We start from the raw sequence: 16,706 nt of genomic DNA, 5'->3' as shown, positions 1-16,706 counted from the left end.
CGGTTGTTAAAACTTCAATGTTCCACCTGGCCCCGGTAGCTCCAACCGGTCAAGGGTGTGTTGGCGCACACCCTTAACAATCCCGCGCCTACGCACGTATCGCCAGCCTGCTGCGCAGATGCCCTCGGTTCATCATTTCCCTACCTTCATTCTTCACTCGGCGGCTCAAATGTGCTTTTAAACTTCAAAACCTAAAAACCATGGTTTTGATTTTGATGTTGAGCGCAATCAGGGATATTACCGACAAAGACGATGGCCCGAGTGAGCCGCCATGGACAAATCTGCCGGGAGCAGATTTGAACGCTGCTTGCAGTGGCCCCGAAGGGGTGAGTCCCAAGGACGGGACGAATACCTCGGCGAAAAGCGCGCTGGAGCAGGAAGCGACTCGCGTTGGCTCGATAAGGCCAACGACTGCCGGAGGGGACTGCGAATAGCAGTAATATTTCGCGCAAGCCGCAGGTGAAGGAGGGCCGGCTTGCCCTCCTTCTCGGTTGAGTCTACGGTGGTCAGGTCATAACTGAAGGATTATCAACCGAAAAATGATTCGATCTGCCCTAACAACCGAACCAATCACCCAATCAAATATCAACCGAACCGGATCACTGAGCAAACATTTACTTACTGGCGATATGTCTCCAGGAACCGCCCTAACTTACTCACCGCCATCTCCAACTCATCCACGCGCGGTAACGTGACAATCCGCACATGATCCGGATACGGCCAGTTAAAAGCGCTGCCTTGCACCAGCAACACTTTTTCCTGCAATAACAGATCCAAAACCAGTTTCTGATCGTCTTTCAGGTTAAAACGCTTCTGATCAATGCGTGGGAACATATACAACGCGCCCTGAGGCTTCACGCAGGAAACGCCGGGGATTTGGTTGATTAGTTCCCAGGCGCGGTTGCGCTGTTCATATAAGCGCCCCCCCGGCTGAATAAACTCGCTGATGCTTTGATAACCGCCCAAGGCAGTCTGAATCGCATGCTGCATCGGCACGTTAGCGCACAGGCGCATCGAGGCCAACATCTCCAAGCCTTCAATATAACCTTTGGCGTGCTTCTTCGGCCCGTTCAGCACCATCCAGCCCTGACGAAAACCGGCAACACGGTAAGTCTTGGACAAACCATTGAACGTCACTGTCAGCAAATCAGGTGCCAGAGCGGCAATAGAATGGTGCTGGGCGTCGTCATATAGAATCTTATCGTAGATCTCATCGGCGAAAATAATCAGGTCATGCTGGCGGGCGATCTCTACAATCTCTAGCAACAATTCTTTGCTGTAAACTGCACCCGTCGGGTTGTTCGGGTTAATAATCACAATCCCACGGGTGCGTGGGGTGATTTTACTGCGGAGATCATCCAAATCAGGGAACCAGCCTGACTCTTCATCACAGATATAATGTACGGCTTTACCGCTTGAAAGCGAAACGGCTGCCGTCCATAACGGGTAATCCGGTGCTGGCACCAGCATTTCATCGCCAAGGTTCAGCAAGGCTTGCATGGATTGCACGATCAACTCAGAAACGCCGTTCCCAATGTAGATATCCTCGACTGTCAGATCACGCATATTGCGCGCCTGATAGTGCTGCATAATGGCTTTGCGCGCCGAAAACAAGCCTTTGGAATCGCAATAGCCCTGTGCCGTTGGCAAATTACGGATCACATCCACCAGAATTTCATCCGGTGCATCGAAACCAAACGGGGCAGGATTGCCGATGTTTAGTTTCAGAACTTTGTTACCTTCTTCTTCAAGACGCTTAGCTTCTTTTAGCACCGGGCCACGAATGTCGTAACAGACGTTGTCCAGTTTGCTGGATTTCTCAATGGGAGACATAAAAAAATGAGCCTTTTGCTGGTAAAAGCGTGTCCTCAGCGCGGAACACTGCAAGGTATCCAATGTACTCCGACGCTGTTGATTTTTGAAGTTCTATGCAGATCTTTAGTGCAAATGCTTGTGTTTTTATTGCAAATGACCGTGGGCCGAAAAGAGCCAAAGAGATTACGGGGGTTTTACCCGCAAACTCACTCGGTTATGTCTAATTGATGCGTTTATCTGAAGTTTTATTCTGGCAGCTTTAGCGATAGACAGTTATTAAGGAAAAATATGTGCATAAGGCGAGGTTGACTTTCCTCTCAGCGAAGATTTGCCTATAAGAGTCAGTAATAGGGCATGAATTATGTGGGGTTTTAATGGCAAAAATCTCAGTTCAACCATTTATATCATCATACCTATTTTCAAAAGGGGCATAGGAGAAAATTGTAAATCGGAAAACTATTAAGAATAATTAATGTTAATTATGAAAATAAAAACAACTCTTAAATGTTATTGCTTGAATTTGTTCAATTAAGTAAAAAATACACTTAGAGATATATTGATATTTTTTGATATTATTGAGATGGCAGAGCCTGCTTTTTTAATTAGAATAGGCTTGTCGTCTTATAAGGGCGGTCAGAAAAAAACGGTTACTGAAGAGAAAAATCTTCATTTATCGAAGATTTAGTGTTTTTTTATCAACGTATTTACAAACAAATACATAACTTATCCAATAGATTTTTTTAAAAAGAGATAGCGGTAACGAAATATAAGTAAATTTTTTGCCCTACTCTAATGAGTGGGGTACTGTCATACTTAGCGTTGTTGCTTATTGATGGCGCTAATACTTAAACACCAGGGTAGTTTGTAATTAGAATTCAAAAAAGTGAAGAATACACTATGACAAATGCAAATCGTCCGATAATTAATCTCGACCTCGATCTGCTTAGAACCTTTGTAGCTGTTGCTGACTTGAATACTTTTGCCTCTGCTGCTGCAGCGGTTTGTCGAACTCAGTCAGCAGTTAGCCAGCAAATGCAACGGTTAGAACAGTTAGTTGGTAAGGAGTTATTTGCCCGTCATGGGCGTAACAAATTACTCACTGAACATGGTCTCCAGTTACTTGGCTATGCCAGAAAGATTTTGCGTTTCAACGATGAAGCTTGTACGTCACTTATGTACAGCGATATAGAAGGGTCATTCATTATCGGCGCATCTGATGATACTGCCGATACACTGTTACCTTTCCTGCTGAACCGAGTAGCGACGCTATATCCTCGGCTAAAGATAGATGTGCGGATAAAACGCAGTCCATTTATTGCCGAGATGCTGAGTAAAGGCGAAGTGGATCTGGCTATTACCACGGCCAAGGTCGACACTCATCCTCATGTGATTTTAAGAACATCACCCACGCTTTGGTATTGTTCCGCCGACTATCAGTTCCTGCCCGGCGAATCGGTTCCTTTAGTGGTGATGGATGAGCCAAGCCCATTCCGCGATATGGCAACAGAATATCTGACCAGAGCCGGTATTGCATGGCGTATCGCCTATGTAGCCTCTTCGCTTTCTGCCATTCGAGCGGCAGTCAGGGCTGGGCTGGGTGTGACCGCCAGACCGATAGAGATGATGAGTCCTGATTTACGCGTACTGGGTGAAACAGAAGGGCTGCCTCGGTTGCCTGAAACACATTATGCATTATGTAAAGACAGTCAGTGTGGCAACGAATTGGCGTTAGCCATTTTTGATGCTATGCAGACGGGCCACCAACATGGCTTGCCGTCTGGATCGGATTTAGTGCTGGATTCTGATTATTTAATAGACGAGAAAAGTTGAACGTCTGGCGTTAATTAAAATATCATAAGCCCCTTATTTTAGGGGCTTTTTTGTTTTTATCTTTTATAAAAAACAGTTTTCCACTGCTTCCGTTTAATTTCATGCTTAAAACGTCGCTTTATTTCACTTAGCGATGCGTCTGAGTAGGGGTTAAAGCAAAATAAACCATATTGAATTAGTGGTTAATATTTCTTCTTATTTTTTCATTTGTTTTTATTAAAACAACGTTCCATTATTTATTTTTTTTAAAAGACAACTTTTCACGTCGAATATTTATGAAATAACCCTCAAAACGTGTTCTGGATCAAAAAAATACCCCTAGCTAGTGAGTGGAAGAACAGGTTATTCCTGAGACAATGGTATAGTTAAAGCGAATCCTCCATGTTGGTTTGTAGGTGTATGTTCTGATTTGACAAATTACTGACTCGATTTAGCTTTTGAGTTCGCACCATTTGTTAAGCAAGATCATTCGTTTGTAAATTAATGTGTAGTTACTTTTGTCTAAGTTGACAAAAGGTTACTGAAAGGAGTAAAAAGCCCACAGTAAAACGCTGGCTAAGCAGTTGTAAAGACAGTGTGTTTTGTGTGGTTTTATTCCTTCCCTTTGAATCGATGTGGTGCACTAACTGCCAACTCAAGAGCAGGATGTCCGACGCCACTTTTGATGAGTAAGCAATGCGTATGTCAACAACCACTGAAGTTATCGCTCATCATTGGGCGTTCGCTGTATTCCTGATCGGCGCTATCGGGCTGTGCGGTTTGATGCTCTTAGGTGCGTTTTTTCTGGGCGGGAGAGCTCGGGCCCGTGCCAAAAACGTGCCTTATGAATCCGGTATTGACTCCGTAGGCTCCGCGCGTATGCGTTTGTCTGCCAAGTTTTATCTGGTCGCCATGTTCTTCGTTATTTTCGATGTTGAAGCCCTGTACCTATATGCATGGTCAATCTCTATCCGTGAGAGTGGCTGGGTAGGCTTTATCGAAGCAACCATTTTCATTTTGGTGCTCTTGGCTGGTTTGGTTTATCTGGTGCGCATTGGCGCTCTGGACTGGACTCCTGCGCGTTCTAATCGCCGTGTGAGCAAACCGAGCATAGTCAAATACGCCAGCAGTCATCCGCAAGAGATACCCAAAGAGCTTGGTGTTGCAGGTAGGCAGCAAGCAAACGAATCCCGATGAACTTACTCAGGTAAGTGATTCGGGTGAGGGCGCACAGCTAACAACCCTGCGGCTCCAAGAACAAAGGGTATAGTGGTCAATAAATACAGCGAGGCATTAACATGGACTATACGCTCACCCGCATAGACCCTAACGGTGAAAATGACCGTTACCCCCTGCAAACTCAGGAAACCGTCAGCGGCGATCCTCTCGAGCAACATGTCCACCGTAGTGTTTACATGGGTAAACTCGAGAACGCCATGCATGACATGGTGAACTGGGGGCGCAAGAACTCCCTTTGGCCGTATAACTTCGGTCTTTCCTGCTGTTATGTGGAGATGGTGACTTCGTTCACTGCCGTACATGACGTCGCTCGTTTTGGTGCTGAAGTATTACGTGCTTCCCCGCGTCAGGCTGATTTTATGGTCGTGGCCGGTACCTGCTTTACCAAAATGGCTCCGGTTATTCAGCGTTTGTATGAACAAATGCTGGAACCGAAATGGGTTATCTCGATGGGAGCTTGTGCCAACTCCGGCGGCATGTACGATATCTATTCTGTGGTACAGGGCGTGGATAAATTCCTGCCGGTAGATGTATACATTCCAGGCTGCCCACCACGTCCGGAAGCCTATATGCAAGCACTGCTGTTGCTACAGGAATCCATTGGTAAAGAACGTCGTCCTCTCTCTTGGGTTGTCGGTGATCAAGGTGTCTACCGCGCCAATATGCAGCCGGAAAGAGAACGTAAGCATGCTGAACGAATTGCAGTAACTAACCTGCGTACCCCTGATGAGGTCTGAATCTGCTTATTTTTCGCACCGCTAGAGTGGCGAAAGAGAGCGGTGCAATATCTTGGTACGTAAGTGATTTGTTTTTGGAATGAACGATTTTTCTTCCAGAACATGTGTGCGGAAAATGACCACAAAATGACACATTCAGTGTGGTGAAAAAAACAGTGTGGTGAATAAATAATGACCGATTTAACGACGTCCGACAGCGCACAGCCTGCATGGCAAACCCGTTCACATCTCGATGATCCGGTGATCGGTGAACTGTCGAACCGTTTTGGGCCTGAGGCCTTTGTTGTTCAAGCGACCCGTACCGGTATGCCCGTGGTATGGGTGAAGCGTGAACAATTGCTGGAAATAATGACGTTCCTGAGAAAACAACCGAAGCCGTATGTCATGCTGTTCGACCTGCATGGTGTCGATGAGCGCCTTCGAACTCACCGCCAGGGCCTCCCTGATGCGGATTTTTCTGTTTTCTATCATCTGCTATCCATCGAACGTAACCGCGATATTATGCTGAAAGTGGCACTGTCTGAAAAAGACATGCATGTGCCCACAGCCACTAAGATTTTCCCGAATGCCAACTGGTATGAGCGGGAAACCTGGGAAATGTTCGGTATTACCTTTGATGGTCACCCACATTTGACGCGCATCATGATGCCGCAGACGTGGGAAGGACATCCGCTGCGTAAAGATTATCCGGCGCGGGCGACTGAGTTCGATCCCTTTGTGCTGACCAAGCAGAAAGAAGATCTGGAGATGGAATCTCTGACCTTCAAACCCGAAGACTGGGGCATGAAGCGCGGCACCGAAAACGAGGACTTTATGTTCCTTAACCTCGGCCCGAACCACCCCTCTTCACATGGTGCGTTCCGTATTGTGTTGCAGTTGGATGGCGAAGAGATTGTCGACTGCGTACCGGATGTGGGTTACCACCATCGTGGTGCGGAGAAGATGGGCGAACGCCAGTCCTGGCACAGCTATATCCCGTACACTGACCGTATCGAATATCTGGGCGGCTGCGTTAACGAAATGCCTTACGTACTGGCGGTTGAAAAACTGGCGGGTATCGTCGTACCCGATCGGGTTAAAACCATCCGCGTGATGTTGTCTGAATTATTCCGCATCAACAGTCATCTGCTGTACATCAGTACCTTTATTCAAGACGTAGGCGCAATGACGCCGGTGTTCTTCGCCTTTACCGACCGGCAGAAAGTGTACGACGTGATCGAGGCGATTACCGGTTTCCGTATGCATCCGGCCTGGTTCCGCATTGGTGGTGTGGCACATGACCTGCCACGTGGCTGGGAACGTTTACTGCGCGACTTCCTTGACTGGATGCCAAAACGTCTGGATTCCTATGTCAAAGCTGCCTTAGAGAACAGTATCCTGAAAGGGCGTTCTGTCGGCGTGGCGGCTTACAATGCCAAAGAAGCATTGGAATGGGGTGTCACCGGCGCTGGCCTGCGTGCCACTGGGGTTGAGTTTGACGTGCGTAAGTGGCGTCCGTATTCCGGTTATGAAAACTTTGATTTTGAAGTTCCAATCGGTAACAACGGCGACTGCTATGATCGTGTGATGCTGAAAGTGGAAGAATTGCGTCAAAGCCTGCGCATTCTGGAGCAATGTTATAAAAACATGCCAGAAGGGCCATTCAAGGCAGACCACCCACTGACCACGCCGCCACCGAAAGAACGTACGCTGCAACATATCGAAACGCTGATCACTCACTTCCTGCAAGTTTCATGGGGTCCGGTGATGCCAGCTAACGAATCATTCCAAATGGTTGAAGCGACCAAAGGGATCAACAGTTACTATCTAACCAGTGACGGCAGCACCATGAGCTACCGCACCCGGATACGTACCCCAAGCTATGCCCATTTGCAGCAGATCCCCTCGGTTATCCGTGGCAGCCTGGTATCTGACCTGATTGTCTATCTGGGCAGTATCGATTTTGTAATGTCTGATGTGGACCGCTAATTATGAGTGATCAAAAAGAGACTCAGGTGAGTAACGAAAGCCAAAATGTGGTGGATCTGGCAGTCAATGCGGCTGAACCGGTGACCATCCCCGAGGCTTTCGAGTTGAGTACTGAAGAACGTGATGCTATCGAGCATGAAAAACACCATTACGAAGATGCTCGCGCCGCGTCGATCGAAGCACTGAAAATTGTGCAGAAAAAACGCGGCTGGGTACCGGATGGGGCGATCCACGCTATTGCTGAAGTGCTGGGTATCCCGGCCAGTGATGTTGAAGGGGTTGCCACATTCTACAGTCAGATCTTCCGTCAACCGGTTGGGCGTCATGTGATCCGTTACTGTGACAGCGTGGTGTGCCACATCACGGGATATCAAGGGATCCAGGCCGCAATTTCTAAAAAACTCAGTATTCAGCCGGGCCAGACGACCTTTGATGGCCGCTTTACACTGTTGCCGACCTGCTGTTTAGGTAACTGTGATCGTGGCCCAACCATGATGATCGATGATGATACTCACAGCTACCTGAAGCCTGAAGATATCGAGAAGTTACTGGAGCAATATCCATGATAACTCAATCCGGTTTTACTAAAGAGATCGTCCGCACACCGGAAATGCACCCGTTGACCTGGCGCTTGCGCGATGATAAACAGCCAGTATGGCTGGATGAATATCGCAGCAAAAATGGTTATCAGGGTGCTGAAAAAGCCTTAAAAGGCATGGCACCCCCTGATGTGGTCAATTTGGTTAAAGACGCTGGCCTGAAAGGGCGCGGCGGCGCAGGCTTTTCCACCGGTTTGAAGTGGAGCCTGATGCCAAAAGACGAAAGCATGAACATCCGCTATCTGCTGTGTAATGCCGATGAGATGGAACCGGGTACTTATAAAGACCGTCTGCTGATGGAGCAATTGCCTCATCTGCTGGTGGAAGGGATGCTGATCAGTGCCTTTGCGCTGAAAGCCTACCGTGGTTACATCTTCTTGCGTGGCGAGTATATCGAAGCGGCCGTGCACTTGCGCCGTGCGATTAGCGAGGCTACCGAAGCCGGTCTGTTGGGCAAAAATATTATGGGCAGTGGCTTTGATTTCGAGCTGATTGTCCATACCGGTGCTGGCCGTTATATCTGCGGCGAAGAAACCGCATTGATTAACTCGCTGGAAGGCCGCCGTGCCAATCCACGCTCTAAGCCACCTTTCCCGGCTTCTTCCGGTGTTTGGGGTAAGCCGACCTGCGTCAATAACGTTGAAACTCTGTGTAATGTTCCGGCCATTATTGAACATGGCGTGGAGTGGTATCAGGGGATCACTGCGGGTAAGAGTAATGATGCCGGTACCAAACTGATGGGCTTCTCTGGTCGGGTAAAAAACCCAGGCTTATGGGAACTGCCGTTTGGTATCTCAGCCCGTGAAATTCTGGAAGACTATGCCGGTGGTATGCGCGATGGACTGAAGTTCAAAGCCTGGCAGCCGGGCGGAGCAGGGACTGACTTCCTGACCGCTGACCATCTGGATTTGCCGATGGACTTCGAAAATATCGCCAAAGCAGGCAGCCGTTTAGGGACTGCGCTGGCGATGGCGGTAGACCACGAAATCGGTATGGTGCCGCTGGTACGCAATCTGGAAGAGTTCTTTTCCCGTGAATCCTGTGGCTGGTGTACGCCTTGCCGCGATGGTTTGCCATGGAGCGTGAAGATCCTGCGTGCACTCGAACGCGGCGAAGGTCAGCCGGGCGACATTGAGACGCTGGAGCAACTGTGCCGCTTCTTAGGGCCGGGCAAAACCTTCTGTGCTCACGCGCCGGGCGCGGTTGAACCACTGCAAAGCGCGATCAAATATTTCCGGGAAGAATTCGAAGCCGGGATCGCGAACAAGGACTATGGCAACACCCGAGCCATAGCCGGTATTCAACCAAACCTTTTAAAAGCGCGCTGGTGATACTTTGGGTAATATAGAGATACGTTGAATGTAGCCTCTCAGTGTACCCAATAAGAAAGTTTTTATAATTAACGCTTGAAAAATAACCAAATAATTTGCGTGGCGGCAAGGCGGCAACGAAGAGAAACGCCGGGAGTTTAGTGAACTAAATGACCGGTGTGAACGACGGTAGCCAACACAGCAGCAGCGTAAAGAATGACGGTTATTTCAGGCCACTTGGAAGCATGCATATGGCTACGATACATGTAGACGGCAAAGAATACGACGTAAACGGGGCCGATAACCTGTTACAGGCTTGTCTCTCTCTGGGACTCGATATTCCTTACTTTTGCTGGCATCCGGCGCTGGGAAGCGTCGGCGCTTGCCGCCAATGTGCGGTAAAGCAATACCAAAACGCCGATGATACCCGTGGGCGTTTGGTCATGTCCTGTATGACCCCGGCCACCGATGGAACCTTTATTTCCATTGATGACGGCGAAGCCAAAGCGTTCCGTGAAAGTGTGGTTGAATGGTTGATGACTAACCACCCACACGATTGCCCGGTCTGTGAAGAAGGGGGTAACTGTCATCTGCAAGATATGACAGTGATGACCGGACACAGTTTCCGCCGCTATCGCTTCAGTAAACGTACTCACCAGAATCAGGATCTCGGGCCATTCATCTCGCATGAAATGAACCGCTGTATTGCCTGCTATCGCTGTGTGCGTTACTACAAAGATTACGCTGATGGTACCGATTTAGGGGTCTACGGTGCGCACGATAACGTCTACTTTGGTCGTACTGAGAGCGGCACGCTGGAAAGCGAGTTCTCCGGTAATCTGGTAGAAGTATGTCCAACCGGGGTATTCACCGATAAAACCCATTCCGAGCGTTATAACCGTAAATGGGATATGCAGTTCGCGCCAAGTATCTGCCAACAGTGCAGCGTGGGTTGTAACACCAGCCCCGGCGAACGTTACGGTGAATTGCGCCGTATCGAAAACCGTTATAACGGCAGCGTGAACCATTACTTCTTGTGTGATCGCGGCCGCTTTGGTTATGGTTACGTCAACCTGAAAGACCGCCCACGTCAACCACAGCAATTGCGTGGTAATGACTGGATCCACCTGAATGCCGAACAGGCGATGCAAGGTGCGGCAGATATTCTGCGTCAGGCGAAGAAAACCATCGGTATCGGTTCACCGCGTGCCAGCCTGGAAAGCAACTTTGCGTTGCGCGAACTGGTCGGTGCGGAAAACTTCTATACCGGCATTGCCGCAAGTGAGCAACAACGCTTGCAACTGATGCTGAAAGTGCTGCAAGAAGGCGGTGTTTACACGCCATCGCTGCGCGAAATTGAAAGCTACGATGCCGTACTGATTCTGGGTGAAGATTTAACCCAGACCGGTGCTCGTATTGCGCTGTCGGTCCGTCAGGCAGTGAAAGGCAAAGCCCGCGAGATGGCTGCCGCACAAAAAGTGGCTGACTGGCAGATTGCCGCCATCATGAATATTGGTCAGCATGCCAAACATCCGCTGTTTATCACTAACGTTGATAACACCCGCATGGATGATATCGCGGCATGGAATTACCGTGCGCCGGTAGATGACCAGGCCCGTTTAGGCTTTGCGGTTGCCAATGCTTTGGATGAGTCGGCACCGGCGGTGTCTGACCTCGATCCTGCGCTGAAAGGCAAAGTGGATATCATCGTGCAGGCGTTGGCCGGAGCGAAGAAACCACTGATTATTACCGGTAGCAATGCGGGTAGCGATGCCATCATTGCTGCTGCCGCCAACGTGGCGAAAGCCCTGAAAGGCCGTGGTTCAGACGTCGGTATTACTTTCGTTGCCAGCGCCGCCAACAGCATCGGTCTGACCATGATCGGCGGCGGTTCTCTGGATCAAGCATTGGCGTCGTTGACCCAAGGTGACGCGGACAGCGTTATCGTGATGGAAAACGATTTGTATCGCCATGCAGCGCAAGACAAAGTTGATGCAGCATTGGATAAAGTCGCCAACCTGATTGTGGTTGATCATCAGCGCACCGCCATCATGGATAAAGCGAACTTGATTCTGTCTGCCGCCAGTTTTGCTGAAAGTGATGGGACGCTGGTCAATCAGGAGGGCCGCGCTCAGCGCTTCTTCCAGGTTTACGATCCAACCTATTACGACGACCCGAAAAAACCAGAAAACAACAGCATCATGCTGGAAAGCTGGCGCTGGTTGCACTCCTTGCATTCAACTTATACCCGTCGCCATGTGGATTGGACGCAACTGGATCACGTTATTGCGGCCTGCGTTCGCGCACTGCCACAGTTGAACGGTATTGTTGAAGCGGCACCGGATGCCACCTTCCGTATCCGTGGTCAGAAACTGGCGCGTTCACCTATCCGCTACAGTGGACGTACCGCAATGCGCGCGGATATCAGTGTGCACGAACCACGCCAGCCGCAGGATATCGATACGCCGTTTGCCTTCTCGATGGAAGGCAACAACAGCCCGCTGGCTGATCGTCAGCAGATCCCGTTTGCTTGGGCACCGGGTTGGAACTCACCACAAGCATGGAACAAGTTCCAGGCTGAAGTGGGGGGTAGCTTGCGCTTTGGTGATCCAGGTGTGCGCCTGATTGAAGCCGGTGAGGCAACACTGAGTTACTTTGATTCGATCCCAGCAGCCTTTACCGCTCAGGCTGATGGCTGGCAGATTGCCCCTTACTATCATCTGTTTGGTAGTGAAGAGATGTCTCAGCGTTCAGATGTTATCCAGCAGCGGATGCCAGCACCTTATGTGATGGTCAATCCTGCTGATGCAGCCCGACTCGGGGTTAATCTCGGTACGCTGGTGGAATTCAACTGTGCCGGTCAGACTTTGCGTCTGCCAGTGCGTCTGAGTGAAACCTTGGCTCAGGGTCAGGTCGGCTTGCCGCTTGGCTTACCGGGCATTCCACCGATGATGGTGGGTGCGCGGGTTGAGAATCTGCGGGAGGCAGTACTATGAGCTGGTTTACCCCTGAATTGATTGAGATTTTAATCTCTGTCCTGAAAGCGGTAGTGATTCTGTTGGTGGTAGTGACCTGCGGCGCATTTATGAGCTTCGGCGAGCGCCGTTTGCTGGGCTTGTTCCAGAACCGTTACGGGCCAAACCGTGTTGGTTGGGGCGGGTCGTTGCAGTTGGTCGCTGACATGATCAAAATGTTCTTCAAAGAAGACTGGGTACCGCGCTTCTCCGATAAGGCTATTTTTACGCTGGCTCCGGTGATTGCCTTTACCTCACTGCTGCTCTCTTTTGCTATCGTTCCGGTCAGCCCGACCTGGGCGGTTGCGGACCTTAATATCGGTATTCTGTTCTTCCTGATGATGGCCGGGCTGACGGTCTACGCCGTACTGTTCGCCGGTTGGTCGAGTAATAACAAATATTCTCTGTTAGGGGCGATGCGTGCATCTGCGCAAACCCTGAGCTACGAAGTGTTCCTCGGCCTATCCCTCATGGGCGTGGTGGCACAGGCAGGTTCGTTCAACATGCAGGATATTGTTAACTCTCAGGAACACGTCTGGAATGTCATCCCACAATTCTTTGGTTTCCTAACCTTTGCTATTGCGGGTGTTGCAGTCTGTCACCGTCATCCCTTTGACCAGCCAGAAGCTGAACAAGAGCTGGCCGATGGTTACCACATTGAATATTCCGGTATGAAATTCGGTCTGTTCTTCGTGGGTGAATACATCGGTATCGTGACCGTCTCTGCACTGATAGTCACCTTGTTCTTCGGTGGTTGGCAAGGTCCGTTCTTGCCGCCCTTTATCTGGTTTGCGCTGAAAACGGCTTTCTTCATGGTGATGTTCATTCTGATCCGTGCATCCTTGCCGCGCCCACGTTATGACCAAGTGATGTCATTCGGCTGGAAAGTTTGCCTGCCGTTGACCCTGCTGAATCTGTTGGCGACTGCCGCGGTCATTTTGTACAACGCTCAATAAGGGGTGAATGAACCATGACGTTGAAAGAGTTAGTGGTTGGTTTCGGCACCCAAGTGCGCAGCCTGTGGATGATTGGCCTTCATGCCTTCCATAAGCGCGAAACCCTAATGTATCCGGAAGAACCGGTTTACCTGCCGCCGCGTTACCGTGGCCGTATCGTGTTGACGCGTGACCCTGACGGTGAAGAGCGTTGCGTTGCCTGTAACCTGTGCGCCGTTGCCTGTCCGGTTGGCTGTATCTCATTACAGAAAGCAGAGCATCAGGATGGCCGCTGGTATCCGGAGTTCTTCCGTATCAACTTTTCCCGCTGCATTTTCTGTGGTCTGTGTGAAGAGGCTTGCCCGACGACGGCTATCCAGCTAACGCCGGATTTCGAAATGGGTGAGTTTAAGCGTCAGGATCTGGTGTATGAGAAAGAAGACTTGTTGATCTCGGGGCCGGGTAAATATCCGGAATATAACTTCTACCGGATGTCCGGTATGGCAGTTGACGGCAAGCAGAAAGGCGACGCCGAAAATGAAGCCAAACCGATTGATGTTAAAGGTCTAATGCCTTAGGAGCCGCCTTCCATGGAATTTGCATTTTATATTGCAGCATTGGTGGCAGTGGTGGCGACTCTTCGCGTTATCACTCACACCAACCCGGTACATGCGCTGCTGTACCTGATTATTTCTTTGTTGGCTATCTCGGCGGTGTTCTTCTCGCTGGGCGCTTACTTCGCCGGTGCGTTGGAAATCATCGTTTACGCCGGTGCCATTATGGTGCTGTTCGTGTTCGTGGTAATGATGCTGAACTTGGGCAATGTCGAACAACAAGAACGTGACTGGCTGAAACCGAGCCTGTGGATTGGCCCCGGTTTGCTGGCGCTGGTGCTGCTGTCGGTACTGATTTATGCCATCAGTTCAGTCACTGATGCCGGTATTAGCGGTGAAATGGTCGATGCCAAAGCTGTTGGTATCAGCTTGTTCGGCCCTTATGTACTGGCAGTTGAGCTGGCGTCAATGTTGTTGTTGGCCGGTCTGGTGGTTGCTTTCCATATTGGGCGTGAACATAAGCCGGGTGATGTGATGGGCGCGAGCGACAGCGCGAAAAGAAAAACGGAGGAACAAGCATGATCCCTCTACAACATGGCCTTATTTTGGCGGCCATCCTGTTTGTGCTGGGGCTGACAGGGTTGCTGATCCGTCGCAATCTGCTGTTTATGCTGATAAGCCTTGAAGTGATGATCAACGCAGCGGCGCTCGCTTTTGTAGTGGCGGGCAGTTATTGGGGTCAGGCTGACGGTCAGGTGATGTATATCCTGGCGATCACGCTGGCAGCAGCCGAGGCCAGTATTGGCCTGGCATTGCTGTTACAGCTCTATCGTCGCCGTCATACTCTGAATATCGATACAGTCAGTGAGATGCGCGGATGAACCTATTATATTTAACCATTCTGCTGCCACTGCTGGGCTTCTTGCTGTTGGCATTCTCCCGTGGGCGGTGGTCTGAGAATACCTCAGCTACCGTTGGGGTGGGATCTATTGGTCTGACTGCATTGGTCACGCTGTATGTTGCAGTGGACTTCCTCAGTCAAAAGGCCACCGGAGTTCAGGTCTTTAACCAGACCTTGTGGAACTGGATGTCGGTTGGCACCTTCAACATTCCGTTAACCCTGACGCTGGATGGCTTGTCGCTGACCATGCTGTCGGTGGTGACCGGTGTGGGCTTCCTGATCCACATGTATGCCTCCTGGTATATGCGTGGGGAAGAGGGCTACTCCCGCTTCTTCGCCTATACCAACCTGTTTATCGCCAGTATGGTGGTTCTGGTGTTGGCGGATAACCTGATGCTGATGTATCTGGGTTGGGAAGGGGTGGGGCTGTGCAGTTACCTGCTGATTGGTTTCTACTACACCAATCCGGCTAACGGCGCGGCGGCGATGAAAGCCTTTATCGTGACCCGTGTCGGTGATGTGTTCTTGGCCATCGCCCTGTTCATTCTTTACAACGAACTGGGTACGCTGAACATTCGTGAGCTGATGGTCTTGGCACCGCAAAAACTGGAAATGGGTTCGACCGCCATTACTTGGGCGACGCTAATGCTGTTGGGTGGTGCGGTGGGTAAATCGGCGCAGTTGCCGTTACAAACCTGGCTGGCCGATGCGATGGCTGGCCCGACACCGGTTTCCGCGCTGATCCATGCGGCCACCATGGTTACCGCCGGCGTGTATCTGATTGCCCGTACCCATGGTCTGTTCCTGATGGCACCGGAAGTCTTGCATCTGGTGGGCATTATTGGGGCGACTACTCTGGTGCTGGCGGGTTTCGCCGCGTTGGTGCAAACCGATATCAAGCGGGTGTTGGCGTATTCCACCATGAGCCAGATTGGCTACATGTTCCTGGCGCTGGGCGTTCAGGCGTGGGATGCGGCTATCTTCCACCTGATGACCCATGCCTTCTTTAAGGCGTTACTGTTCCTCTCATCCGGTTCGGTAATTTTGGCCTGCCACCACGAGCAAAATATTTTCAAAATGGGGGGGCTGCGTAAGACTATCCCATTGGTCTATATCTGCTTCCTGGTGGGTGGCGCGGCGCTGGCAGCATTGCCAATTGTCACCGCAGGCTTCTACAGTAAAGACGAAATTCTATGGGGCGCATTGGCCAGTGGCCATATCAATCTGATGGTAGCTGGGCTGGTCGGGGCATTCCTCACCGCGCTGTATACCTTCCGGATGATTTTCATTGTGTTCCATGGCGAGGCAAAAACCCAAGCGCATCCGGTCAAAGGGATCACTCATAACTTGCCGCTGCTGGTGTTGCTGGTGTTGTCGACATTTGTTGGCGCGCTGATACCCCCGCCGCTGGCGGGCGTATTGCCAGAACTTCACTTCGGTGAAGAGGGCAAAATGCCACTGGAAATCTTCTCCGGCGTGTTAGTGGTGATCGGCATTGCACTGGCTGCGTTCCTCTATCTGGGCAAACGTCAGTGGGTGACTCGCATTGCGCAAAGTGCGCCGGGCCGCTTCTTTACGGTCTGGTGGTTCCATGCGTGGGGCTTCGACTGGCTGTACCACAACGTATTTGTCCGTCCGTATCTGTGGATTGCAAAATTGATACAGCGTGATCCACTGAACTCACTGATGAATACCCCGGCGATACTTTCACGCTGGAGTAATCGTGGTTTGACGCTCAGTGAAAATGGACAGGTGCGTTGGTATGTCGCGTCTATGGGTTTGGGTGCAGTCGTCGTACTGGCTCTGTTGCTTTTCGTTTAATTAG

The 16,706-nt window shown here is 50.4% G+C and carries 14 protein-coding genes; 13 read left to right on the top strand and 1 reads right to left on the bottom strand.

The window, feature by feature from the left end; all coding sequences use genetic code 11:
- Window positions 1–215 precede the first annotated feature (215 nt).
- Window positions 216–434, top strand: coding sequence for a hypothetical protein (locus AEP37_RS10410; protein ID WP_049613052.1), 219 nt, complete (start codon window positions 216–218; stop codon window positions 432–434).
- Window positions 435–618: 184 nt separating this feature from the next.
- On the opposite strand, the gene AEP37_RS10405 is transcribed toward AEP37_RS10410, so the two are convergent.
- On the bottom strand, window positions 619–1,833 hold the full coding sequence (locus AEP37_RS10405; RefSeq protein WP_049613050.1) for a pyridoxal phosphate-dependent aminotransferase: 1,215 nt from the start codon (window positions 1,831–1,833) through the stop codon (window positions 619–621).
- 879 nt (window positions 1,834–2,712) lie between these two features.
- On the opposite strand from AEP37_RS10405, the gene rovM reads away from it, so the two are divergent.
- From rovM to nuoL, 12 genes are all read left to right on the top strand, one after another.
- A complete protein-coding gene (gene rovM, locus AEP37_RS10400; protein WP_049613048.1) occupies window positions 2,713–3,645 on the top strand; it encodes a virulence transcriptional regulator RovM in 933 nt (310 codons plus the stop codon).
- 675 nt (window positions 3,646–4,320) lie between these two features.
- The gene (nuoA, locus tag AEP37_RS10395) at window positions 4,321–4,821 is read left to right on the top strand and encodes an NADH-quinone oxidoreductase subunit NuoA (protein ID WP_049613046.1); all 501 of its coding nucleotides are present in this window, start codon (window positions 4,321–4,323) and stop codon (window positions 4,819–4,821) included.
- A 101-nt stretch (window positions 4,822–4,922) separates the two neighbouring features.
- Window positions 4,923–5,600, top strand: coding sequence for a NuoB/complex I 20 kDa subunit family protein (locus AEP37_RS10390; protein ID WP_049613045.1), 678 nt, complete (start codon window positions 4,923–4,925; stop codon window positions 5,598–5,600).
- 171 nt (window positions 5,601–5,771) lie between these two features.
- Window positions 5,772–7,568, top strand: coding sequence for an NADH-quinone oxidoreductase subunit C/D (nuoC, locus tag AEP37_RS10385; protein ID WP_049613044.1), 1,797 nt, complete (start codon window positions 5,772–5,774; stop codon window positions 7,566–7,568).
- A gap of 2 nt (window positions 7,569–7,570) precedes the next feature.
- Entirely contained in the window at window positions 7,571–8,134 is a 564-nt protein-coding gene (gene nuoE, locus AEP37_RS10380; RefSeq protein WP_049613041.1) for an NADH-quinone oxidoreductase subunit NuoE, read from the top strand.
- Window positions 8,131–9,498, top strand: coding sequence for an NADH-quinone oxidoreductase subunit NuoF (gene nuoF / locus AEP37_RS10375; protein WP_049613039.1), 1,368 nt, complete (start codon window positions 8,131–8,133; stop codon window positions 9,496–9,498). The genes nuoE and nuoF overlap by 4 nt, the downstream gene beginning before the upstream one ends.
- A 230-nt stretch (window positions 9,499–9,728) precedes the next feature.
- On the top strand, window positions 9,729–12,473 hold the full coding sequence (nuoG, locus tag AEP37_RS10370; protein ID WP_049613168.1) for an NADH-quinone oxidoreductase subunit NuoG: 2,745 nt from the start codon (window positions 9,729–9,731) through the stop codon (window positions 12,471–12,473).
- Complete coding sequence (gene nuoH, locus AEP37_RS10365; RefSeq protein ID WP_049613037.1) at window positions 12,470–13,447, top strand: NADH-quinone oxidoreductase subunit NuoH; 978 nt, start codon at window positions 12,470–12,472, stop codon at window positions 13,445–13,447. The genes nuoG and nuoH overlap by 4 nt, the downstream gene beginning before the upstream one ends.
- Window positions 13,448–13,461: 14 nt before the next feature.
- The gene (gene nuoI, locus AEP37_RS10360; RefSeq protein ID WP_049613035.1) at window positions 13,462–14,004 is read left to right on the top strand and encodes an NADH-quinone oxidoreductase subunit NuoI; all 543 of its coding nucleotides are present in this window, start codon (window positions 13,462–13,464) and stop codon (window positions 14,002–14,004) included.
- A 12-nt stretch (window positions 14,005–14,016) separates the two neighbouring features.
- Window positions 14,017–14,562 (top strand): NADH-quinone oxidoreductase subunit J, encoded by a 546-nt coding sequence (gene nuoJ / locus AEP37_RS10355; protein ID WP_049613033.1) that lies wholly within the window; start codon window positions 14,017–14,019, stop codon window positions 14,560–14,562.
- Window positions 14,559–14,861, top strand: coding sequence for an NADH-quinone oxidoreductase subunit NuoK (gene nuoK / locus AEP37_RS10350; RefSeq protein WP_032815102.1), 303 nt, complete (start codon window positions 14,559–14,561; stop codon window positions 14,859–14,861). The genes nuoJ and nuoK overlap by 4 nt, the downstream gene beginning before the upstream one ends.
- Complete coding sequence (nuoL, locus tag AEP37_RS26095; RefSeq protein ID WP_049613031.1) at window positions 14,858–16,702, top strand: NADH-quinone oxidoreductase subunit L; 1,845 nt, start codon at window positions 14,858–14,860, stop codon at window positions 16,700–16,702. Before nuoK ends, nuoL begins: the two co-directional genes overlap by 4 nt.
- Window positions 16,703–16,706 lie beyond the last annotated feature (4 nt).

Source organism: Yersinia pekkanenii, assembly GCF_001152565.1.
Classification (GTDB): Bacteria; Pseudomonadota; Gammaproteobacteria; order Enterobacterales; family Enterobacteriaceae; genus Yersinia; species Yersinia pekkanenii.
This window is presented reverse-complemented; position numbering and strand designations above follow the sequence as displayed.